The 22,710-nt window shown below is 49.3% G+C and carries 21 protein-coding genes; 18 read left to right on the top strand and 3 right to left on the bottom strand.

What is annotated here, in order from left to right; all coding sequences use genetic code 11:
* The first annotated feature begins 7 nt into the window (after nucleotides 1-7).
* The 8 genes from hisC (at nucleotide 8) to ACJ67_RS08200 (ending at nucleotide 7,811) form a co-directional block, all read left to right on the top strand.
* Complete coding sequence (hisC, locus tag ACJ67_RS08235) at nucleotides 8-1,111, top strand: histidinol-phosphate transaminase (protein ID WP_049638660.1); 1,104 nt, start codon at nucleotides 8-10, stop codon at nucleotides 1,109-1,111.
* Nucleotides 1,108-2,190 (top strand): 3-deoxy-7-phosphoheptulonate synthase, encoded by a 1,083-nt coding sequence (locus tag ACJ67_RS08230; RefSeq protein WP_049638659.1) that lies wholly within the window; start codon nucleotides 1,108-1,110, stop codon nucleotides 2,188-2,190. Before hisC ends, ACJ67_RS08230 begins: the two co-directional genes overlap by 4 nt.
* Before the next feature lie 256 nt (nucleotides 2,191-2,446).
* Nucleotides 2,447-3,388: a pyrroloquinoline quinone biosynthesis protein PqqB gene (gene pqqB / locus ACJ67_RS08225; protein ID WP_049638658.1), complete on the top strand. Its 942-nt coding sequence runs from the start codon at nucleotides 2,447-2,449 to the stop codon at nucleotides 3,386-3,388.
* A gap of 9 nt (nucleotides 3,389-3,397) precedes the next feature.
* A complete protein-coding gene (gene pqqC, locus ACJ67_RS08220) occupies nucleotides 3,398-4,162 on the top strand; it encodes a pyrroloquinoline-quinone synthase PqqC (protein WP_049638657.1) in 765 nt (254 codons plus the stop codon).
* Between the two features lie 33 nt (nucleotides 4,163-4,195).
* Complete coding sequence (gene pqqD / locus ACJ67_RS14830; protein ID WP_018985149.1) at nucleotides 4,196-4,480, top strand: pyrroloquinoline quinone biosynthesis peptide chaperone PqqD; 285 nt, start codon at nucleotides 4,196-4,198, stop codon at nucleotides 4,478-4,480.
* Nucleotides 4,481-4,498: 18 nt separating this feature from the next.
* Entirely contained in the window at nucleotides 4,499-5,680 is a 1,182-nt protein-coding gene (gene pqqE / locus ACJ67_RS08210) for a pyrroloquinoline quinone biosynthesis protein PqqE (protein ID WP_049638656.1), read from the top strand.
* 86 nt (nucleotides 5,681-5,766) lie between these two features.
* A complete protein-coding gene (locus ACJ67_RS08205; protein ID WP_049639833.1) occupies nucleotides 5,767-6,987 on the top strand; it encodes a multidrug effflux MFS transporter in 1,221 nt (406 codons plus the stop codon).
* 137 nt (nucleotides 6,988-7,124) lie between these two features.
* Nucleotides 7,125-7,811, top strand: coding sequence for a hypothetical protein (locus tag ACJ67_RS08200; RefSeq protein ID WP_049638655.1), 687 nt, complete (start codon nucleotides 7,125-7,127; stop codon nucleotides 7,809-7,811).
* A 38-nt stretch (nucleotides 7,812-7,849) separates the two neighbouring features.
* Here the strand turns inward: ACJ67_RS08200 and ACJ67_RS08195 are convergent, their stop codons facing one another.
* Together ACJ67_RS08195 and ppsA are read right to left on the bottom strand one after the other, a co-directional pair.
* Entirely contained in the window at nucleotides 7,850-8,653 is an 804-nt protein-coding gene (locus ACJ67_RS08195) for a pyruvate, water dikinase regulatory protein (RefSeq protein WP_018985153.1), read from the bottom strand.
* Between the two features lie 38 nt (nucleotides 8,654-8,691).
* On the bottom strand, nucleotides 8,692-11,064 hold the full coding sequence (ppsA, locus tag ACJ67_RS08190; RefSeq protein WP_082163968.1) for a phosphoenolpyruvate synthase: 2,373 nt from the start codon (nucleotides 11,062-11,064) through the stop codon (nucleotides 8,692-8,694).
* A 205-nt stretch (nucleotides 11,065-11,269) separates the two neighbouring features.
* Between ppsA and ACJ67_RS08185 the strand changes: the two genes are divergently transcribed.
* The 8 genes from ACJ67_RS08185 to miaA all read left to right on the top strand — a co-directional run bounded on the left by ACJ67_RS08185 (nucleotide 11,270) and on the right by miaA (nucleotide 18,590).
* Nucleotides 11,270-12,244 carry a hypothetical protein gene (locus ACJ67_RS08185; RefSeq protein WP_049638653.1) on the top strand — a complete coding sequence of 325 codons (975 nt, stop codon included), beginning with the start codon at nucleotides 11,270-11,272 and terminating at the stop codon, nucleotides 12,242-12,244.
* 119 nt (nucleotides 12,245-12,363) lie between these two features.
* Nucleotides 12,364-13,257 (top strand): NAD(P)-dependent methylenetetrahydromethanopterin dehydrogenase, encoded by an 894-nt coding sequence (locus ACJ67_RS08180; RefSeq protein WP_049638652.1) that lies wholly within the window; start codon nucleotides 12,364-12,366, stop codon nucleotides 13,255-13,257.
* Nucleotides 13,258-13,265: 8 nt separating this feature from the next.
* Entirely contained in the window at nucleotides 13,266-14,363 is a 1,098-nt protein-coding gene (locus tag ACJ67_RS08175; RefSeq protein WP_231587128.1) for an ATP-grasp domain-containing protein, read from the top strand.
* Nucleotides 14,329-15,303, top strand: coding sequence for a methenyltetrahydromethanopterin cyclohydrolase (gene mch / locus ACJ67_RS08170; protein ID WP_049638651.1), 975 nt, complete (start codon nucleotides 14,329-14,331; stop codon nucleotides 15,301-15,303). The genes ACJ67_RS08175 and mch overlap by 35 nt, the downstream gene beginning before the upstream one ends.
* A 78-nt stretch (nucleotides 15,304-15,381) precedes the next feature.
* Nucleotides 15,382-16,278, top strand: coding sequence for a RimK family alpha-L-glutamate ligase (locus ACJ67_RS08165; RefSeq protein ID WP_049638650.1), 897 nt, complete (start codon nucleotides 15,382-15,384; stop codon nucleotides 16,276-16,278).
* A 10-nt stretch (nucleotides 16,279-16,288) separates the two neighbouring features.
* Nucleotides 16,289-17,131 carry a triphosphoribosyl-dephospho-CoA synthase gene (locus ACJ67_RS08160; protein WP_049638649.1) on the top strand — a complete coding sequence of 281 codons (843 nt, stop codon included), beginning with the start codon at nucleotides 16,289-16,291 and terminating at the stop codon, nucleotides 17,129-17,131.
* Between the two features lie 77 nt (nucleotides 17,132-17,208).
* A complete protein-coding gene (locus ACJ67_RS08155; RefSeq protein WP_049638648.1) occupies nucleotides 17,209-17,577 on the top strand; it encodes a 4a-hydroxytetrahydrobiopterin dehydratase in 369 nt (122 codons plus the stop codon).
* Between the two features lie 59 nt (nucleotides 17,578-17,636).
* Nucleotides 17,637-18,590: a tRNA (adenosine(37)-N6)-dimethylallyltransferase MiaA gene (gene miaA / locus ACJ67_RS08150; RefSeq protein ID WP_049638647.1), complete on the top strand. Its 954-nt coding sequence runs from the start codon at nucleotides 17,637-17,639 to the stop codon at nucleotides 18,588-18,590.
* 46 nt (nucleotides 18,591-18,636) lie between these two features.
* On the opposite strand, the gene ACJ67_RS08145 is transcribed toward miaA, so the two are convergent.
* Entirely contained in the window at nucleotides 18,637-20,040 is a 1,404-nt protein-coding gene (locus tag ACJ67_RS08145) for an undecaprenyl-phosphate glucose phosphotransferase (RefSeq protein ID WP_231587127.1), read from the bottom strand.
* A gap of 536 nt (nucleotides 20,041-20,576) precedes the next feature.
* Here ACJ67_RS08145 and epsL point away from each other — a divergent pair.
* Together epsL and ACJ67_RS08135 are read left to right on the top strand one after the other, a co-directional pair.
* Entirely contained in the window at nucleotides 20,577-21,701 is a 1,125-nt protein-coding gene (gene epsL / locus ACJ67_RS08140) for an XrtB/PEP-CTERM-associated polysaccharide biosynthesis outer membrane protein EpsL (RefSeq protein ID WP_231587126.1), read from the top strand.
* A gap of 91 nt (nucleotides 21,702-21,792) precedes the next feature.
* Entirely contained in the window at nucleotides 21,793-22,695 is a 903-nt protein-coding gene (locus ACJ67_RS08135) for an EpsD family peptidyl-prolyl cis-trans isomerase (protein WP_049638644.1), read from the top strand.
* The last annotated feature ends 15 nt before the right edge of the window (nucleotides 22,696-22,710 follow it).

Raw genomic sequence — 22,710 nt, 5'->3', positions numbered from 1 at the left:
TTTGATTATGTCAAATTTATCAGCATTGTCCCCTGCCAATATTCGTGCCATTGCGCCATACCAAGGGGGTAAACCTATCAGTGAGTTGGCCCGCGAAATGGGCTTGAACGAGGCGGATATCGTCAAGCTTGCCTCCAATGAAAATCCGTTGGGCATGAGCCCCAAGGCGCAAATGGCAGTTGAAGAAGCGATTTATGAGATTGCGCGTTACCCTGACGGTAACAGCTTTGCCCTGCGCGATGCGGTCAGCGAAAAATATGGCGTTCAACCTGCACAAATCGTTTTTGGCAACGGTTCGAATGATATTTTGGAACTGGCTGCGCGTGCCTTTTTGACGGCCGGAGATGAAGCCATTTATTCGCAGCATGCTTTCGCCGTCTATCCACTGGTGACCCAAGCAGTGGGAGCCACCGGTGTTGTGGTGCCTGCCATTGATTTTGGTCATGATTTGCCTGCTTTTTTAGAGGCGATTACCCCAAAAACCAAATTGATATTTGTGGCTAACCCGAATAATCCAACAGGTACGCTGATTAGCAAGGCGGCATTAAAGGATTTTCTGCGCCAGGTGCCTAAAAATATTCTGGTGGTTCTGGATGAGGCTTATGACGAATATCTTTCTGCGGCTGATAAATCGGAAGCGATTGGCTGGCTAGCAGAGTTCGAGAACCTGATCATTTCACGTACCTTCTCCAAGGCTTACGGCTTGGCTGGTTTACGTGTAGGGTTTGGCCTGATGCATGCCGATCTGGCAGATTTGATGAACCGTGTGCGCCAGCCATTCAATGTGAATAGCCTAGCACAGGTGGCGGCGACGGTGTCGCTGCAGGATGACGATTTTGTGCAGCGTAGTTATGCTGCCAATCAGGCCGGCATGGCGCAAATCACGCAAGGCCTCGAAAAAATGGGTTTGAGCTACATTCCTTCCTTCGGCAACTTTGTCAGCTTTAAGGTGACCAATGCCAGTGCCGTCAACCAAGCCTTGCTGAAACAAGGGGTGATTGTACGGCCAGTGGCCAATTATGAAATGCCGGATTATTTGCGCGTGAGCATCGGTTTGTTTAGCGAAAATGCGCGCTTCCTGGAAGTGCTGGAAAATATTTTAACCTCATGACTGTATACGAAAAATTAGCGACCGATGATGTTCGCGTGCTTGAAATCAAACCGCTGGTAAAGCCCGCGGAGTTGTTGTCTCGCTTGCAGGAAAGTACGGTCAGCACACAAAATATCCTCAAAACGCGTAGTGCCATCCATCACATCCTGCATCAGGGTGATGACCGCTTACTGGTGATTGTGGGGCCATGCTCTATCCATGACACTGAAGCTGGTATGGAATACGCCAGACGCCTGCTGGAGGTACGCAATCGGCTGGGTGGTGAGTTATTGATTGTGATGCGGGTATATTTCGAGAAGCCACGCACCACCGTAGGCTGGAAAGGGCTGATCAATGATCCGCATCTGGATGGCACTTATGATATTAATTCTGGCCTGGAAAAAGCTCGTCGCTTTCTGCTCGATGTGAATGAAATCGGCATGCCTGCGGCCACAGAGTTTCTCGATGTGGTTTCTCCACAATATACCGCTGACCTGGTCAGTTGGGGGGCGATTGGCGCGCGGACGACAGAGTCTCAGATTCACCGCGAACTGGCTTCTGGCTTATCTTGCCCAGTGGGCTTTAAAAACGGCACTGATGGTGGTGTAAAAGTGGCCATTGATGCCATCAAAGCGGCAGCTAGTCCACATCACTTCTTGTCAGTGACTAAAGAAGGTGAATCTGCGATTTTTGCCACCAAGGGCAATGAGGACTGCCATGTGATTTTGCGCGGCGGTAAAGCGCCTAATTTTGATGCGCCTAGTGTGGCCGCAGTTTGTGACCAATTGGCCGACGCAGGTCTGGCACCGGTATTGATGGTGGATTGCAGTCATGGCAATAGCCAGAAGCAATATAAAAACCAGATTTCGGTGGTGAATGATGTGGCCAGCCAAATAGCGGGTGGTGATGCTCGCATTATCGGGATCATGCTAGAGTCGCATTTGAACGAAGGACGACAGGATCATTCGCCAGGCTGCAGCCTTAATTATGGGCAATCCATCACCGATGCCTGTTTAGGATGGGAGGACTCAGTGGCTGTGCTGGAAACGCTGGCTGCTGCAGTTAAGGCCCGCCGTGACAAGCATGCCGCTGCTGAATAAGTGATGTGTGTATGAAAAGCCGTGCTTTATGCACGGCTTTTTTATGCGCGCCGATGCCAGTGATTGATGCGCTCATGAAAATCATGAGCAGGGAATCATTGTCAATTGCAGGCTGTTCATGCAACGCATGCGTATGATGCGAGTCTACTTAAACAGTAACAGCTGATAGCTGTGAAACAGTAGGTCATTCACAATTGTTGTATGATGAGGTGAAACTCATCGACACATTCATGATTAATAGAAATAACGAGCGATTATGCATATACACGTATTAGGGGCTGGCGCTGGCGGAGGTTTTCCGCAGTGGAACTGTAACTGTCAAAATTGTGATGGCTTGCGTAAAGGCACGATCAAAGCCAAGCGACGCACACAATCGTCCATCTGTGTCTCCAGCAATGGTGTTGATTGGGTCTTGTTCAACGCCTCTCCGGATGTCTTGCAGCAAATCCAGGAGTTTGCCCCTTTACAGCCTGGCCGTGGCATTCGGGATACCGGTATACAAGCGATTGTGCTGATTGATGCGCAAATTGACCACACGACGGGTTTGTTCATGTTGCGTGAGGGTCAAGTAAAGCGTGAGATTTACTGTACCAAAGCCGTCTATGGTGATCTCACGTCAGGTAACCAGATTTTAAATATTCTTGGCCATTATTGTGGCATCAACCATCACGAAATCCCGATTGATGCCAACGATATCAGCCATGCACACAGTTTTGAGATTCCAGGTGTCCCTAACTTGCGTTTTACGGCTGTGGCGCTCAAAAGTGCCGCGCCACCTTATTCTCCGCACCGTAATGACCCGCATCCGGGCGATACCATCGGTGTGCTGATTGAAGAAATTTCTACCGGCAAAAAATGCTGGTATTCACCGGGCCTGGCTGAAATTGAGCCGCATCTGCCACCCTTGATGAATCAGGCAGACTGCATCATGGTCGATGGCACCTTCTGGACCAATACCGAAATGCTGGATATGGGCCTGATGACCAAGACAGCGCGCAGCATAGGCCATAATCCACAATCTGGCCCGGGCGGCATGATAGAAGAGTTGGACAAGTTTGGTGTGAATAAACCGGTGCGTAAGGTGCTGATCCACATCAACAATACCAACCCGATATTAAGGGAAGATTCCGCCGAGCGTGCGATCCTCGATGATCATAAGATCGAGGTGGCATATGACGGCATGGACATCATTCTATAGGAGAGAACAATGAACGCAGTGACTCAGGCACAATTGCCATGGACCCGTGAAGAGTTTGAGGCAAAGCTTCGCGAAAAAGGGCAGGGTTACCATATTTATCATCCGTTTCACGTGATGATGTATGAAGGCAAGTTGACCAAAGAACAGCTGCAATGCTGGGTGGCCAACCGCTTTTATTACCAGATCGCCATCCCCATGAAAGATGCGGCGATTTTATCTAACTGCCCAGATAAGGAAGTGCGCAAGCAATGGATCGTTCGCATTACTGACCATGATGGCGTGGATGACCAGATTGGCGGTATCGAAGCCTGGATTAAACTAGGTGAAGCAGTTGGATTGACCCGTGAGCAAGTGACTAGCCTGGAACTGGTGTCCCCTGGCGTCCGTTTTGCCGTCGATGCCTATATTAATTTTGCCAAGCAACGCCCCTGGCAGGAAAGTGTCTGTTCCAGCCTGACTGAACTGTTTGCGCCGCATATCCATCAGCAACGTATCAGCTCCTGGCCCAGCATGTATCCATGGGTAAAAGAAGAAGGGCTGATGTACTTTAAGAAGCGCCTCACGGAAGCTAGACGCGATGTAGAGCAGGGTTTAAGTGTGACGCTGGATTATTTCAGTACATCACGCGAAATGCAGATGAAAGCGCTGGAGATTCTGCAATTTAAATTGAATGTGTTATGGGTGATTGCCGACTCTATCATGCTAGCCTGTACCGAGATCAAAACAGAAGGGCGTGATTATTTACGCCAGCCAGTGATACACATCGAAAGCTAAGTGGTTCGACAACGGCGTTATTGAAAGTAAAACATGGAAAACAATATTCAGCACTCAGACATATATGCCATCGCCTTGCATCACCGTTTCCAGTGGGAAGAAGCGCAGCAAAGCTATGTCATTCTGTTTCCCGAAGGCATGATCAAGTTGCACGGTGGTGCAGGTGAGATTCTCAAACGGGTGGACGGTAAAACAAGTGTCGGTGAGATTGTGGCTGACTTGAAGAATACTTTTCCAGATGCCGAAGACATTGAAAGCGATATCCTGGGCATGTTTGATATCGCTGTGGGTAAAGCCTGGTTACGCAAGGTGAATTAATCCGAAAGGAAGGGCATCATGGCACAGTTAAATAATGGCGTTGCAGCAAGCGTGACACAGAAACAACCCCTCTGGTTGTTGGCAGAGGTGACCTATCGTTGCCCGCTACATTGTGCGTTTTGTTATAACCCCACCGATTATGACAAACACACAAAAAACGAATTAACGACTGAACAATGGATCAGCGCCTTGCGTGACGCACGTAAGATGGGCGCCATTCAGCTGGGCATCTCAGGTGGTGAGCCATTGTTGCGCGATGATATCGAAGAGATTGTGGCTGAAGCACACAAATTAGGTTATTACAGCAACCTGATTACCTCTGGGGTTGGCTTGACTGAAAAACGCATCCAGGCCTTCAAAGAAGGGGGGCTGGATCACATCCAGCTCTCCATGCACGATGTGACCGAAGATATCAGCAACTTTATCACCAATACGCGCACCTTTGAGTTGAAGAAGAAAGTGGCGGCTATGATTAAGTCCCATGGTTACCCGATGGTGCTCAATGTGGTGATACACCGCTATAACATTGACCAAGTCGGCAAAATTCTCGAAATGGCTGAAGCCCTTGGCGCGGATTACGTTGAGCTGGCCAATACCCAGTACTACGGCTGGAGCCTGGTCAACCGCGATCAGTTGATGCCTACTCGCGAGCAGTTGGCGAATGCTGAGGCGGCGACCAATGCTTTCAGGGAACGTGTCGGCAACAAGATGAAAGTGTTTTTTGTCGTGCCGGATTATTTTTCTGACCGGCCCAAAAAATGCATGAATGGTTGGGGTGAGGTGTTCATGATTGTCACTGCCAACGGTGATGTGTTGCCTTGCCATTCTGCAAGGGTCTTGCCCGGTCTTGAGTTCCCTAATGTCAAGGAGAATGGTCTGGAATGGGCATGGAAAGAATCACCCGCATTCAATAAATACCGCGGGATGGAATGGATGAAAGAGCCTTGCCGCAGTTGTGACGAGAAAGAGAATGATCTGGGCGGCTGCCGCTGCCAATCCTATTTGCTGAGCGGAGATGCTGAAATGGCGGATCCGGTGTGTACCAAGTCGCCAAACCGTCACTTGATTGATGAAGCACTGGCCAATTCTCAAAAACCGTTCTTGCGCGAACAGCCCATTATTTTCAGGACGGACAAGAACTCTAAAAAATATGTGGAAGGCGATAAAGAGCGTATAGAGCAGTTCCACGCTCTGCCTTAGCAAACGATTTTTAGCCAACGGCTGCAATATGATTTATGATCCACAGGTGCCCATCAGGCACCTGTATTTTTTTAAGAAAGTCTTTCATTTTGAAATCTCGTTCTTCAGTACTCGTGCTGGTTCTGGCAGCACTGGCTGCATTAGCGCCTTTTGCAATTGATACCTACCTGCCAGCTTTCCATGTCATGGCGGCTGAGTTTGACGCGGATGAACTGGCAATACAGCAGAGCTTAACTTTTTATTTATTGCCCTACGCCGTCATGACCTTGTGCCATGGGGCCATTTCTGATGCCATTGGCCGCATTACAACTATTAAATGGGGGTTAGCTATCTTTGTGCTGGCAAGCCTGGGCTGTGCCTTCGCGCCCAATGTGCAAACCTTGTGGCTGTTCAGGGCGTTGCAGGGCGTGAGTGGTGGGGCGGGCAACACCGTGGCGCGTGCCATGGTGCGAGACCTCTTCTCGGGTGCCCAAGCGCAGCGCGTCATGGCGACCGTGCAACTGTTATTCGGCATTGCACCAGCGGTTGCGCCGATTTTGGGTGGTCTGTTACTGGGAATCCACTGGCAAGCCATTTTCCTGTTTTTATCCTTGTATGCAGCGGTTGCTTTATGGATGGCGGTACGTTACCTGCCAGAGACCATGACCGTAGAAAAGCGTGTGCCTTTTTCATTGGCAGGGATTGCCCATACCTATGGCAAAATGCTTAGGCATCGTGTTTTCCTGGCGTTGATTGCTTGTCTGGGGCTTAACTTTGCCGCTTTTTTCATTTATGTATTGGCAAGCCCGGTATTCCTGGTCGAGCATTTACACTTGAACAGCCAGCAATTTGGTTACCTGTTTATCCCGACGGTGACCGGCATGATGTTGGGCTCCTGGATATCTCGCCATACCGCTGGCAAGATTGCCCCGGCTAGGGCTTTGCGGTACGCATTTGCCTGGATGGTCTTGATTGCCAGTTTGAATGTCTGTGTCCAGTTATGGGCTGGCGATGGCATTCATCACGCCTGGTGGCTGGCGATTTTGCCCATTGCACTCTTTAATATAGGCATGGCTACCGCGATGCCGGTATTGTCTATTGCCGCCCTCGATTGTTATCCCAAAGTGCGCGGGACGGCAGCCTCTGCACAGGCGTTCATGCAAATGCTTTGTTCCACAGTTTGCTCGGCAGTGATCGTGCCTTTCGTCTGGCATTCCACATTGACTCTCGCGGTGGCGATGCTCATGATGACGTTGCTGAGCACCTTGTTATTGCGCCTGACACACCAACCGCAAGCGAATGCCAGCGCAATCAACGACAAGGCATAGCTCTGCCTCAAGCACCGAATTATGGGATTTTTACCGCCTTCATTCGATATTTGAACCACCAAGGCCTGTTTTAAGATGAAACTGTCAATGCCTGTCAGATGGCAGCGCATTCTTCAGAATAAATAACGGGAGTTCATATGGAAATGACCAGAGAAGAAGAAGCACAAAAGGCCTATGTCAAACTGCTTACCGGTCAAGGCGTGAGTCAGCGTGTGCTGGTTCAACGTGAGTTTGTGATTATTCGCCTGAGTGCGTTCCTGAAAGACATTCCTTGTGACGGTAGCCATTACCGGCAGGCCGTTGACCGCTTTATTGCCAGCATGGATCCGGCCGAGATTCCAGCCATATTGCCTGTCGTTCGCGAGTTTTTCTCGTTCTGGGTGCGTGATATCAAGGCCATTGCCGCCATGAGCCAGGCGAAAGTCTTCAACGGTACTACGCCAGTGACCATGGCGACCCAGGATGAGTTGTTCAAACATTGGTACGACCTGGATAAAACCACCATGACTAGCCAAGAAGAGCAAGTGATGGATACGTTTAAGCAGGTATCCATGGTGCGTGGGTTCGAGCCTGCAGTATTTAAAGAACGCATGCGCATGGCCAAGTGCCTGTTGCTCTCCTTGCGTCAGGTGCCCTATAAACAATCGCATAGCTATCGCCAGATGGTGGACAGGAATTTACCGCTGTTCAATGCGCTGGGCTCCCAGCATACTTTCCTCAGTGTTTCCCGTGAGTTTTATTACTTTTGGCGTAGTGATATGCTCAAGCCACAAGCTGTAAAATCTCCGGCCATGCAAGGCCACGAGATGGCGATTGCCGCTTGATTGCCAAACTTGGATTGCTATAGAAAAAAACGCCAGCCTTAGCGCTGGCGAATTTTTTGCAGGATCAGGGCAGAAAGCTCTTCAATAGAGCGGCTGGTAGAGTCTGCCCATGGAATGTTATAACGACGCATCATTTCTTCTGCTGTCGCAATTTCTTTGCGGCAATTGTCCAAAGAAGCATAAAAACTGTCTGGACGACGCTCACTGCGCACAGAGTGCAGACGTTCGGGCTTAATGGTCAGCCCAAAAATCTTGTCAATATTCTTTTCTACCGCTGCGGGTAAAGAGCCGCGCTCAAAGTCTTCCGGGATCAATGGGTAATTGGCTGCCTTGATGCCAAACTGCATGGCCAAGTAGATACTGGTCGGTGTTTTGCCGCAACGGGAGACGCCAATCAAAATCACATCAGCTTCATCCAAACCAGAGTTGGTCATGCCGTCGTCATGATTGAGCGTAAAGTTGATCGCCTCCATGCGCTCCAGGTAACTATGCCCTTTGACACTGTAAGCAATGCTGGCACCTGTCAGTGGTTCCTGATTAAGTTCAGACCCCAGGGGATAAATAAAGCGGTGGAATAAATCAATAAAATAAGCGTTGGCTTGCTTGAGGTGGTTACGGTGTTCACCATTGCCGATCGACATGATCACTATCGGGCGAATACCGTCCTGATCGCCCACTTTCTGGATATGCTCAAACGCTGCCTGCACCTTTTCGTCATTATCCGTAAAGGGGAGGCGGGTCGTTGTGAACTGGGTATTGGGAAAATGTTCCAGAAGTTTACTTAAGGCACCTGCCGTAATCCCCGTACCATCAGAAACAATAAACACAGAACGGTGATTCATACAGGTGCCTCAAGTAGTGACTAATAATGCTTAACGGCTTATTTTTTTGTCAGGCGCTGCCAGGTGGCAACCACAGTGTCTGGGTTTAATGACACAGACTGGATGCCTTCCTTGACCAGCCACTCGGCAAAGTCTTCATGGTCGGAAGGGCCCTGGCCGCAAATACCAACATATTTACCCAGGCGGTTACAGGTGTTGATCGCCATTTTCAGCAGGACTTTCACTGCATCATTACGCTCGTCAAACCCGTCTGCGAGGATACCGGAGTCACGGTCCATACCCAGAGTCAGTTGAGTCAAGTCATTGGAGCCGATAGAGAAACCATCGAAGTACTCCAGGAACTGTTCAGCCAGCAGGGCGTTAGCAGGTATTTCGCACATCATGATCAGGCGCAGGCCGTTTTCACCACGTTTAAGGCCGTTGGCAGCCATGATGTCGGTCACTGCTTTTGCTTCTTCCAGTGTGCGCACGAATGGAATCATCAATTCCACATTGGTCAGGCCCATTTCATCGCGCACTTTCTTCATGGCAATACACTCCATGGCAAAGCACTCTTTAAAGTCTTCGGCCATATAACGTGCTGCACCACGGAAACCAATCATTGGGTTTTCTTCATCTGGCTCATAGATGTCGCCACCAACCAGTTTCTTGTACTCATTAGACTTGAAGTCAGAAGTACGCACGATGACTGGTTTTGGATAGAAAGCGGCAGCAATCGTTGCCACACCTTCAGCCACTTTATCAATATAGAACTGTTTAGGGCTGGCGTAACCACGTGCGCGGTTATGAATGGTTGCCTGCATCGCTTTAGGCATCGCATCAACGTTCAAGATGGCTTTCGGGTGAATACCCACCATGTTGTTGATGACGAACTCCAAACGCGCCAAGCCCACACCGTCATTCGGCGTTTGAGCGAAGGTAAATGCCATATCCGGGTTACCAACGTTCATCATGATCTTGCATGGTGGTTTCGCCAGTTCGCTATTGGCTTGCGTAGAAACCTCGTACTCTAATGCACCGTGATACACAAAGCCAGTTTCACCTTCGGCACAAGAAACAGTCACGACTTCGCCATCACGCAGCAAGTCAGTCGCATTGACTGAACCAACAATGGCTGGAATGCCGAGTTCACGCGCAATAATGGCAGCGTGGCAAGTGCGGCCACCACGGTTAGTGACTAGGGCGCTGGCGCGCTTCATGACTGGTTCCCAGTTCGGGTCAGTCATATCTGCCACCAATACGTCACCAGGTTGTACTTCGTGCATTTCAGCTGGGTCCAGTACGATACGCACTGGGCCAACGCCTACTTTCTGCGTCACGGCACGGCCAGCCACCACAGGGACAGAAGAATGCTTCTGCAGCTTGAAGGTTTCGGTGACGTTGCTGGCTGACTCCTGCGATTTAACGGTCTCGGGGCGCGCCTGCAGGATATACAGTTTGTTGTCCAGCCCATTTTTACCCCATTCGATATCCATTGGGCAGCCATAATGTTGCTCAATAATCATGGCATAGCCTGCCAATTCCAGGATATCTGCATCGTTCAGCGAGTAGCGATTAGATTCAGCAGCATCGACTGGCACGGTATGCGTGGATTTACCGGCTTGTGTGGCATCTGAAAACACCATTTTGATCAGTTTTGAACCCATGGTGCGGCGCACAATCGCTGGTTTGCCTTGCGCAAGCAATGGCTTGTGGACGTAAAACTCGTCCGGGTTCACGGCACCTTGCACCACGGTTTCACCCAAACCATACGAAGACGTGATAAAAGCAACATCACGGTGGCCGGACTCAGTATCAATGGTAAACATCACACCGGCACAGCCGATGTCTGACCGCACCATTTGTTGCACGCCAGCGGACAGGGCGACATCAGCATGCACAAAGCCTTTGTGTACGCGGTAGGAAATCGCACGGTCGTTATACAACGAGGCGAACACTTCTTTAATGGCGTGATTAATGTTGTCCAAACCATGAATATTCAGGAAAGACTCTTGCTGACCGGCAAAAGAAGCGTCTGGCAAGTCTTCGGCAGTCGCGGAAGAGCGTACAGCAAAGGTAGTCCCTGGTGCTGATTTCTCAATCAGTTTGGCATAGTTGTCGGCGATCGCTGCCTGCAATGCCGGTGGAAACTCTGCTTCCATGATCCATTGGCGGATTTTTGAGCCTACGCGCGCCAATTCCTGAGTGTCATCTGCATTCAGTTTGTCCAGCAAGTCATTGATTTTGTCATTCAAGCCACCTTGGGCCAGAAACTCGCGGTAAGCATCGGCAGTGGTCGCAAACCCGGTAGGAACGCGTACGCCTTTGGCTGTGAGCTGAGAGATCATTTCGCCCAGGGAAGCGTTCTTGCCCCCAACGGACGGCACATCGGTGTTTCTTAGATTCTCAAATGGAATAACATGACTTACCATATAAAACCCTTAATTATTTTAAAACTGGTGATCATCTATCGCGGAGTGCAATGGACTAAAATTCGATCAGTAGAGGCCGTTTGCCGGACATAGTCTGATTGTAGAATGACTTTTATAGCGGCCATTATGCCAAAATCATGTTTTAATGTCACGTCGCCATGACATTGCCATTCCAATTTTTTTAGCATCTATATAATAAAACGCCATGAATGCAGTGATTCCTGTAGAGCGCGTGGTCAGCGTGACCACATATGGTCGCTTACATCTCGGTTTTTTTAACTTGAGCCAGCAAAGCCAACGCCAGTTTGGCAGTGTGGGCGTGGCGATTGATGCCTTTCAAACTTCATTGGCCGTGGGGCTTGGCCCGCAGCAGTCTCCATTGGATCCATGGGTGTCCGGGAGGTTGCAGCATCACCTGAGTGCTTACGGAATCAATGCCGAACTGAATGTAACCATCAAGCAGGCCGTCCCTCGCCATGGTGGCCTCGGCTCAGGCACGCAGATGGCACTGGCATTGGGCGTCGCGGTGAATACCCTGTTGGGTCTGCCAGTGAATGCAGCGAAGATCGCAGCAACGCACCAGCGCGGTGCCCGTTCAGGGATTGGCATTGCGACGTTTGAACATGGTGGGTTTGTGGTAGATGGTGGACGCGGGCCGCATACAGAGGTGCCGCCCTTAATTGCGCAACATGCTTTCCCATCAGATTGGCACTTTTTACTCATTGTTGACAACAGTCGCGATGGATTGCATGGTCAAGGTGAAAAAAACGCATTTAAACAGCTTGAGCCACAATCGCTGACCGCCACACAAGTTATCCAGCAACAGCTGTTGAGCCAGGGTTTGCCTGCCTTGATCGAACAGGATTTTGCCACCTTCAGCCGTTTTCTTGGTGATTTGCAAGCTTATAATGCAGATTATTTCGCGCCTGCACAGGGGGGTGCCTATGCCAGTTCAAGCGTGGGGAGCATTTTACAATCCATTAAAAAACAAGGTTATGACGGCATTGGGCAAACGTCCTGGGGACCAACAGGATTTGTGCTGCTGCCTTCGCGTGCAGAAGCGGTCGCTATGCAAATGCAGCTGCTCCATGCGCATGCTAATGAAGCCTCCTTGGGTTTTATCGTCACAGCAGCCATGAATCAGTCAGCCAATATTGTATTAGGGAATGGCGCAGATTAAATTTTCTTAAGATAATTTTGAAAAGTTATGGCTTTTAAGGTCTACTCTTTATTTTGAACTGGTCTGGATATGTGTATATTGGCGAAAGATATTGTTAACGAACCGTACCGGGGGGAAGAATGAAAAAAACCAGTATTATGCATTTGTTCACTGCTGCCAAGAATGCCAGTCCATTTGATGTGAATATGGCCTTTGATGCTGGCTATGAAAAAATTATTTCTTACACCGATGTGACTTTGAATGAAATCGTCGCGTTGACGCAGGATGCCATTTTTTCACGCAGCCCGAGTGGATTAAAGCAGCAAGCCTTATTTTTTGGTGGCCGCGATATCCAGGTGGCGCTTGAAATGCAGAAGCAGGCACGCAGTGCCATGTTCAAGCCATTTGAATGCCATACTTTTTCTGATCCGTCCGGTGCCTTTACCACGGCAGCAGCCATGCTGGCCAAAGTCGATTTTTATTTGCAAAAGTCTGGTAGTGGTTTGGGCAAGGAAAAAGTCGCTATTTTTGGTGCCAGTGGTACCGTGGGCTCGACAGCAGCACTCATCGCAGCTCGCCAGGGGGCAACTGTATTGATGGTGGCGCACTCGGATGTGGCCAGCATGCAGGCATATGTCGATAAATTATCAGCCAATTATGATGTCAACCTTAAAGTGGTGGATGGCAGTACAGAAGCTGCTAAAGTGGCTGTGTTAAATGAGGCGACAGTGGCCTTGTGTGCGACACCAGCTGGTATTCGCGTCCTTGAAATCAAGCAATTCGCCAACTCCAAATCACTGAAAGTCGTGGCAGATGTTAACGCAGTTCCTCCTTCTGGCATTGAGGGCGTAGACACTTTCTCTGATGGTGGACTGATTGAAGGCACACAAGTGGCCGGTTTTGGCGCCTTGGCGATTGGCCAATTGAAATATGTCACACAGAATAAATTGCTGGAGCAAATGCTACAAAGCGAAAGCCCCATGCACATTGATTACCACCAGGCATATGAATATGCCTGTGCACACGTGGAGTAAAGCGATTCTTGCGATTGGCTGTATTGTCACAGAGCGCGCGTATTTATAGTCAGATGGCGCAACAAGAAGGCTTTAGCGTATTGGCTGTGGACGCGTTTGCGGATAACGATACGCAACAATCTGCAACATTGGTATACCCCTGGCCAGGCTTTTGCGGACCGGATGTCAACAATGAAATGTCCGGGTTGCTGGAAGTATTGGATAGTTTCAAGCCAGATGCCGTTCTACTTGGTTCTGGTTTGGAAGCAGATCAAGCGGCATATGTAAAGTTATTCACACGCCATGCAGTATTTGGCAATACACCGGAAACCGTGGCCCAGGTCAAAAATCCACAATGGCTGAAAAATTATTGTGATGCGCACGGCGTCCAGTCGCCACGCATCGCAATGCAAAAGCCGCTTGAAGGTCGTTGGCTGCATAAACAGGCGGGGCAATGTGGTGGGATGCATGTGCAAGACTGGTCACCTGCAGCAACAGTCACTGCAAAAAGTTACTGGCAAGCCTTTCAGCCAGGACAAGCAGTGGGCATATTGTTTGTCGCACATCAACAGACATTCACATTGATTGGCGTACATGCACTCAAGCAACGCGCAGGGAGCTATGCTTATGCTGGCGTGAAGCGCTTGCATGATCCAGGGCTAACTGTCGCTGCCACAGCGTTATTGCAGGCAGTCTTGCCAGGCTTGGGATTAGTTGGCATTAACAGTATTGATGCCATCTGGCATGAGGGCGAGTTGCATCTCATAGAGGTGAACCCCCGACTGAGCGCCAGTATGCGGCTGTATGCCGAGTTGCCATTGATCAAAGCGCATCTGGACAGTTGCCGTGGCAACATGATGCCTTTGCAAGAGTCCATGAAGACGCATGCCAGTCATTGTATTGTGTATGCACGGCAAGAGATTAACGCAAGTGATCTAGACTTTCCTGACTGGTTGGAAGACCGGCCCAGTGTTGGCATGATTGCCGCAGGCCTGCCCGTGTGCAGTCTATATGCAGAAGGGGGCTCAGACAGGGAAATGCTACAGGCTTTGCAAGATAAGAAAACACGATTAGAGAAACTATGGGGGACTTATGTCTGTAACCGCATCGAATTCAACATCCATTAGCGTTCAACAATATAGCGCACCACTGGTGGCGCACCTTATTGCCAATGCCCCGGCCTTGGGCTGCGCAGTGTCTACACATGAAACAGGCGCCACCATTGTGGACGCAGGTATACAGGCCACTGGCGGCCTGGAAGCAGGGCGCATCATCGCCGAAATTTGCATGGGTGGCTTAGGTAAAGTGGCATTGCAGCAAGTGCCGCAATTTGCCCACTGGCCACTTAGTGTCATGGTGACGGCTACTCAACCGGTGATTGCCTGTCTGGGCAGCCAGTATGCCGGCTGGGCTTTGTCACACGAAAAATTCTTCTCACTGGGCAGCGGCCCGGCCCGCTCGATAGCCCAGCGTGAAGATGTCTTCAAAGACATTCACTACGCCGACAAAGGTGAGCAAACGGTGTTGGTGCTAGAAACCGACAAGGTGCCGCCTGTACAAGTGATAGAAAAAGTGGCCAGGGATACTGGCTTGCCAGCTAATAAGCTGACATTTATCCTGACCCCAACCCGCAGTGTGGCCGGTTCCTTGCAAGTGACTGCACGTGTGCTCGAAGTGGCACTGCATAAATGCCATACTTTGCATTTTGACCTGAATGCCATTGTCGATGGTTATGGTGTCGCGCCAGTACCGGCGCCCTCACCAGACTTTATCGTGGGCATGGGCCGTACCAATGATGCGATCCTGTTTGGCGGCTTTGTGCAACTGTTTGTGAATACCGATGATACTGCAGCGGAACAACTCGCCCAGCAACTACCTTCCTCTTCATCCAAAGATTACGGTCGCCCATTTGCAGAGGTGTTCAAAGCCGTCAATATGGACTTTTATCAGATTGACCCCATGCTGTTTTCACCAGCCAAGGTCAGTGTGACTAATCTCAAGTCCGGCAAGACTTTCTTTGGCGGGCAGTTTAATGAAACCCTTCTAAATCAATCCTTTGGAAGTTAAATTTACAGTCTTATAAAGTCATAGACGCGGGATTCTGTGCAAAATGCATGGGTCCCGCGTGATCATTTCAATGCTGACATGAACGTCGTTCCTATTTTTACCGATGAAGTCGCCCAGGCTGGCGGCTGGCACGGACAAAGCCTGGCGCACGCCTTTGCCAAACGAGGCTGGCAGGCATTGATGGTGTCATTGGATAGTTGCCACGTCAGTATTGTGGATCAGCAGGTCAAAGTACATATCCCAGGTTTGACACAGAGCGCACCGATCGCCTTTGTGCGAGGTGTTGCCGCTGGCACGACGCAGCAAATTATTACGCGCATGAATATCCTGCATACCCTGCAACGTCAGGGCATGACGATTTACAACCAGGCGCGTGCCATTGAAATCACCGTAGACAAAGGCCTGACCAGCCAATTGCTGGCAGAGCAGGGCGTTGCCACACCTGCCACCTGGATATGCGAACATCGCGGCGTTGCCCATCCCTTGATGCAGCAGGCGCTGGATGCCGGTAAGTCTCTGGTGATCAAGCCGCTGTTTGGCTCCCAGGGCAAAGGCGTACGTTTGATAGAGCATCCGCAGCAATTTGCGCTACCGCAAGATCCCTTTGTCGATGGAGTGTATTATCTGCAAGAAAAAATCGAGTGTGGCCAGCATCAGCATGATTATCGTGTATTTGTTGTTCGCGGTGAGCCGGTGGCAGCCATGAAGCGGCAAGGGGAGGGCTGGTTACATAATGTCGCCCGTGGCGCACGCTGTACTGTTTGTCACGAGGTGGATGTCGCTGAGCTTGGCGTCAAGGCAGCACAAGCCATTAATATTGATTATGCAGGCGTGGATATCATGCGCGACAAACATGGCAAGTTATGGGTGATTGAAGTCAACAGCATCCCAGCCTGGCGCGGCTTGCAAAGCATTACCCCATTTGAGATTGCTGACGTGCTCGTCAATGACCTGTTGCGTCTGGTAAAGCTGTAGAACATTGCTTATGCGCATTTCAGTACAACAAGCCTACCTCAATGCCTGCCTGGCAGAACTTGAGGCGCTCAAACCCGGCAACGTGCATATTTTTGCCGATGGGCATGGCATGCAGGTCCAGGATTTTATTCTGAGTGCAGAGGTTTCTGCACCAGCCTTATGTGACGACCAGGCGTTTGGTGTGCGTTCTTTAGGGCAACGGATATTGGATGCACTACAAGCCACTTATGACAAGGTAGGTTGCAATACAAATCTGGGAATCGTATTGCTCGCTGGGCCAATCGTCCAGGCACTAAAAGAGTATCCGCAATTAGATTTAAAAAATGGCTTGCAACAAGTGCTGCAACAAACCACGATGGCCGATGCTTCGTGCGTCTATGAAGGCATACGACTGGTGAGCCCGGCAGGGATGGGGCAACGTGAAGAGCATGATATTTCACAAGTGCCGCAAATTGATTTGCTGGAAGCAATGCGGCTGGCAAGCGCGCATGATACGGTAGCGCGGCAATATGTCGATGGTTATGAAACCATCTTCTCGCAAGCGTTGCCACTTTATCGCGAGCTGATGGCACGCTGGGAACGCCCGGCGTGGGCATTGACAGCGGTGTATTTATATTGGCTGTCCACGTTTCCCGATAGTCATATTGCGCGTAAATATGGTGCTGAAACGGCGACAAGTGTGAAACAAGAGTCGCAGGCCCAATACAAGGCTTTGCTAGCCATGGAGAATCCCAAACACGCAATGCCGGCATTGCTGGCATGGGACCAGGCGCTCAAACAGCAGAAATTGAATCCTGGTACCAGTGCAGATTTAACCGTAATCACCGCGATGTGTGCTTCCTTGACACCTTAAACCAAGATTTTCCTCATTAAGCTTAGGCTCCACAGGAGTATACTGTTAGCCTCTCAAAAAACGACGAGGAGAAGGCCATGACCGACCAAGTTCTTACCGAGCAGGAAATTCAACAACATTTTTCTGAATCATTGCCACACTGGTTTTATGAGGATGGCTGGATACGCCGCAAGTACAAAACCAATAGCTGGAAAGGCACGCTCATGGTGGTCAACACCATTGGACACCTGGCAGAAGCAGCCTGGCATCATCCTGATTTAACGGTATCGTATGCGTTTGTCATCGTCAAGCTATGCACGCATAGCGCAAAAGGCATCACCATGAAAGACATTGAACTGGCGCGTAAAATTGAAGAGGTCATTCAATGGCAACCACAGGCAGGTTCAGCCCTGGAAGGGACGCCGCAGGATGATCTGCGTTTTAGTTACGTAAAGTACGATAAATAAACGTGTATTCTTGAGTGACATTGATGATTGATGCATGATGCATGTCCTTTTAATGTTTTATGTCCATAGTAGTTAACAAGCGTTTGCCTCCAGCCGTTTTTCTGATGGGGCCAACTGCCAGTGGTAAAACGGCCGCCACTATCGCCTTGTGTCAACGCTTCCCGGTAGACATCATCAGCGTAGACTCGGCCCTAGTCTACAAAGGTATGGATATCGGCACTGCCAAGCCTGATGCCGAGACGCTACGCCAGGCCCCGCATCATTTAATCGACCTCATTTCACCGTTAGAACAGTATTCAGCAGCGCAATTTGCAAAGGATGCTTTGGCACTGATGCACGAGGCCACGCAGCAGGGCCGTATCCCCGTGCTCGTCGGCGGGACCATGCTCTATTTCAATGCCTTGCAGCATGGCTTGAGTGATTTGCCAGAAGCAGATGCCGCCGTTCGCGCGCAAATTGAAGCCGAAGCAAGCACAATAGGCTGGCCGGCCATGCATGCCCAGTTAGCCAGCATCGACCCGACTGTCGCCGCTAAAATACACACCACCGACTCCCAGCGCATAGAGCGCGCATTAGAGGTGTACCGCATTAGTGGACAACCCATGAGCGTCTTGCGCGCGCAGTCACAAAAAGTCTCGCTGCCATTCAATATCCTTAAACTGGCCTTGATGCCAAGCGACCGCAGTGTGCTACATCAGCGGATTGCCGAACGCTTTCAACTCATGCTGAAACAGGGTTTTGTGGATGAGGTGAAAAGGCTGCTGATTGAATATCCCCAACTGACGATGGATACTCCTAGTATGCGCTGTGTCGGCTATCGCCAGGTGCTGCAGTATTTACATGGGGACATTGACTTGCCAACGCTGGGGGAGCATGGTGTGTATGCTACGCGCCAGCTAGCCAAACGTCAGCTCACCTGGTTGCGCGGTATGGATGATGTGCATGTGCTGGATTGTTTGCAAAAAGATTGGGTAGCGCAGGCGCTGGCACTGATTGCCCAACATCAAAAATAGAAAACCGGACAAATTGTCCGGTTTTTTATTTGATTGTCTGCTTTCCCTAATAAGCGCCGTCCTGGCCCACAATGGTTAACCATACCGTTTTGGCTACAATCAACATATCCAGGCGCGGGCTCCAGTTGCGCAGGTACTCAAGGTCATAATGCACGCGCTGTTCCATTTTTTCCAGGGTATCCGTTTCACCGCGGAAACCATTCACCTGCGCCCAACCAGTAATCCCGGGTTTGACCTTGTGGCGTACCATATAACCCTTAATCAGCTTACGATATTCCTCGTTGTGCGCCACCGCATGCGGGCGTGGCCCAACCACACTCATGCGGCCCTGTAACACATTGATAAATTGCGGCAACTCATCCAGGGAGGTCTTACGCAAAAAAGCCCCCAGTGGCGTAATGCGTTGGTCATTTCGGGTGGCCTGTGTGACCGTTGCACCGTCTTCCGTGACAGTCATGGAGCGGAACTTGTACACCAAAATCTGTTGCCCATCCAGGCCATAACGACGTTGCTTGAAAATAATCGGGCCTGGGGAGGTGGCCTTAATCGCAATCGCAATACCGATCAAAATGGGAGAAATCAAAATCAACACAAACAATGAAAATAAAACATCTGCCGTACGTTTGATAAAGCCATCCATCCCGGTAAATGGCGTATCGCACACAGAAACCACAGGAATGCCGTTGACATCCGAAACGCGCCCCTGAATCAGGTCGGTGATAAAAATGTCAGGCACAAAGTAAATGGAAGCTGTCGTGTCTTTGAGGTCATCCAGCAATTTCAAGATACGGGGGTGACTGGACATCGGCAATGCGATGTAGAGTTTATGCACGGTATGTGACTTCAAGTAATGGCTCAGTTCATTCAAACTGCCAAGTACTGGATAGGCATCTATTTGTGGAAGCCGGTTAGGTGCACGGTCCTCAAAAAATCCCAGGATATTGATTCTTTGATAATAATCACGTTTCAGATTATCCGCCAAAAGCAGACCTTGCTCATTCAAGCCGATAATCAAAGTGTTTTGTCGCGGTCCTTGCCACTCAATCAATTTGGGGCTGGCCCACTTTAATATTTGCAAGGCCATGATTTGGGCAACTGGCGTCAAAATCAACCAGGCGAGAATTAATTTTTCGCTATATAAGGTGATGTAACGAGTGATATAAGCAAAGGTCAGCAAAAAGGTGGCAATCACCAGCCATTGACCAATCACATCCCGGCACATCTTGGCAAAACCCTTGCGAATTTTGGCGCCGCTAGGGAAAGAAATCGAAAACAGCACGATCGATGTAATAAAAATGGACATCGGAATGCGGTTTTCGGTATAAATAAACAATCCCCACAGCACAAACACCATTACCAAGGGCTCAACGAGAGACTCAAGCATGTAAAGTGGATTACTCCCGCCAGATGAAAAGCCGGAGAGTGTTCTGATCGGAGGTTTAGTCGCCATATGTGAAATTAGTAATTATTGTGTTGGGGCTTCAATGTTAAAGAAATACAAAAAAGTCAGCGAACGGGATTTAAAGTGTAAGGCGCACGGAACACAATAACCCAAACAGTAAGTACGGTAAGGTCTCAGTACCGTGCAACGCAGCAATTTGCCCGCGTAGCCAATTATTTCTTAATATTTTTTAAGTTTAACGCAACTGCGATAGTGGCATCAATGCACGATTCTTGCAATCGTCCTTTTGTACAGGTGCATCACTTGAATTTACATGGTAATCTGTCAAAAAAATTTAATAATAGTTGTTCATCATGGTTTATCATTTGTGGTGCCTGATGCTGCTCGCGTGACTATAATGAAAACAGGGCTCTTAAGCTTTAATTAAAATCACCTTTTGTGCACAAATCATTTGGTAATTCAATCGCCTCATTTTTAACCAACACGGCCACTGCATGTCTATAAAACCTAAAAACGCTAAATTATCTCCAAGGGTGCCCAAATTTATTTGGTGGTGTTTATCGGTGATCTATGGTTCAAGTACGATGGCTTCAAGTGCAATGGCAGATGAATTCGACACCCTGCAATTCAACGCTGCGGTTAATAAAACCTGGGATAACAACCTGTTTCGCTTAAGTAATAATGAAATCTCTGACCAGATTACCACCTATACGGCGGGGGTCAAACTTGATAAAAGCTACTCGCAACAACGTTTTATTGTGAATCTCAATTACATAGACAACAAATATCAGCGTAATGACTTTCTCGATTTCAACACACTCAATTATGATGCTGCCTGGCGTTGGACGCTGACACCGGCTTTAACAGGCACACTATCAACCAGCAAATCTAAAGCACTGGCAGGCTTTGCCGACTTTAGAACGTTGGCCCAAAATATTCGCACCACCGAGACCAACCAGTTTAGGGCCGAATATTCGCCGCATAAAGTCTGGGCCTTGATTGCCGGCTTCACTGAATACAGTGCCACTAACAGTGCAACATTCAATGCCATCCCTGATTTCGATTTCACCGCATTTGATTATGGTGCCCGCTACAATTTCGCCTCAGGGACCAACATGACCCTGTTAGGGCATAAACGCACCGGCGATTTTCAGCGTCCGGCCAGTCTTATTGGTGTGCTAGATAATGGATATACTGAAGACGAGTTTGAGTGGGACACCGTGTTTAAAGCGACTGGTAAAAGTAACCTAAGTACCAAACTGGCTTATTTGTCGCGTAAGTATGATACCTTCAGCGTGCGCGATTATGACTCGTGGTTAGGGTTTATCCGCTACGATCTCTTGCTGACCGGCAAACTGAAGCTTAATTCAGAACTCTCGCGCACAATCGGTCAGTTTGATACGCCTTATAGTAGTTATTCAGCCACGGATGCGCTTACAGCAAACCTCAGTTATTTTTACAGTGAAAAACTCATTTTTGCCATCAACGGTCGTTATGCACAGCGCGATTTCAAGCAACCTGTGGTAGCAGGTCTGCCTTCCCGTACCGACGATGAACGCAGTTTGGGAGCCTCCGTGACTTGGCAGCCCATCAAAAATATTGGCTTGATTCTTAACACCTCCAAATCGTCGCGCGATGCCTCCAATGGCTACAACAATTTTGATTTCAATGACGTCACCACCAGTGTTACCCTGGATTTAAAAATTTAAGACATTTTTCAATTCAACACTGTTAAATATTAATCAGTCATGAATTTGCAACCAGAGCCTTTTACCTTAGAAAAAACAGGAATCAAAAACCATGAAACGTAAAGTAATGACAAGCCTGTTATTAGCCACGCTGGCCGCTTGCAGCAACAGTGATCCACTCGGCAAGCAAACACAGGTGGTGGCCAAGGTCAATGGCGACGAAATTACGGTACATCAAATCAATGGTGAAATGAAGCGCCTGCAAGTGCCGGTGGCTAATCCGCAAAAAGTGGCCAAGCAAATGCTTGGTAGCCTGATTGATCGCCAGTTATTAGTACAAGAGGCGCAAAAGCTTAACCTTGATCGCACCCCGGAAGTCATGCAACTGGTGGATGCAGCCCGTGCACAAATTTATGCACAGGCATATTTGGCACGAAAAGTGTCTGCTTTAGGGCCTGCCACTGAAAAAGAAGTACAGCAATTCATGGTTGAGCACCCTGAGGTGTTTAGTCACCGTAAAGTGTTCACCACGTCGGATATTATCTTTGCTAATGACTCGGCCAAGGTCGATACTAACCAGTTACAAACGCTGGTCAGCAATGCCGAGGAGTTGAAAGTCTGGCTCAATAGTCACCAAATACATTTTGAGCTCGCAGAAGAAACCATTCCGACCGAAGCATTGCCCAAACAAGCAGTCGGCCTGGCAGATCAGCTCAAAGTCGGCGATTTATTGTTTATGCATGATGATATCAAAGTCGTCGCACGTAGCATTGCCAATATTGCTGACGTACCCCTCTCCGAACAGCAAGCCAAAGATATGGCCACCAAAGCGGTCAATGAGCGTAAACGTCAGCAGTTGATTCTGGATGAAGTGCAACGGCTAAAAAAATTGGCGCAGATTGAAGTGCTAGATCCGAATCTGAAGCAAGAAGAAGCAAATGCCACGGCTAAAGCCTCTCCAACTTCTGCCACTGACAAAACAAATAGTCTTGATCATGGCTTAAAAGGGCTATAGACCGGTTATTCATTT

Source organism: Methylophilus sp. TWE2 (genome assembly GCF_001183865.1).
Lineage (GTDB): Bacteria > Pseudomonadota > Gammaproteobacteria > Burkholderiales > Methylophilaceae > Methylophilus.
Note: the sequence above shows the minus strand (reverse complement) of the source record. Positions and strands in the feature narration are given on the sequence as shown.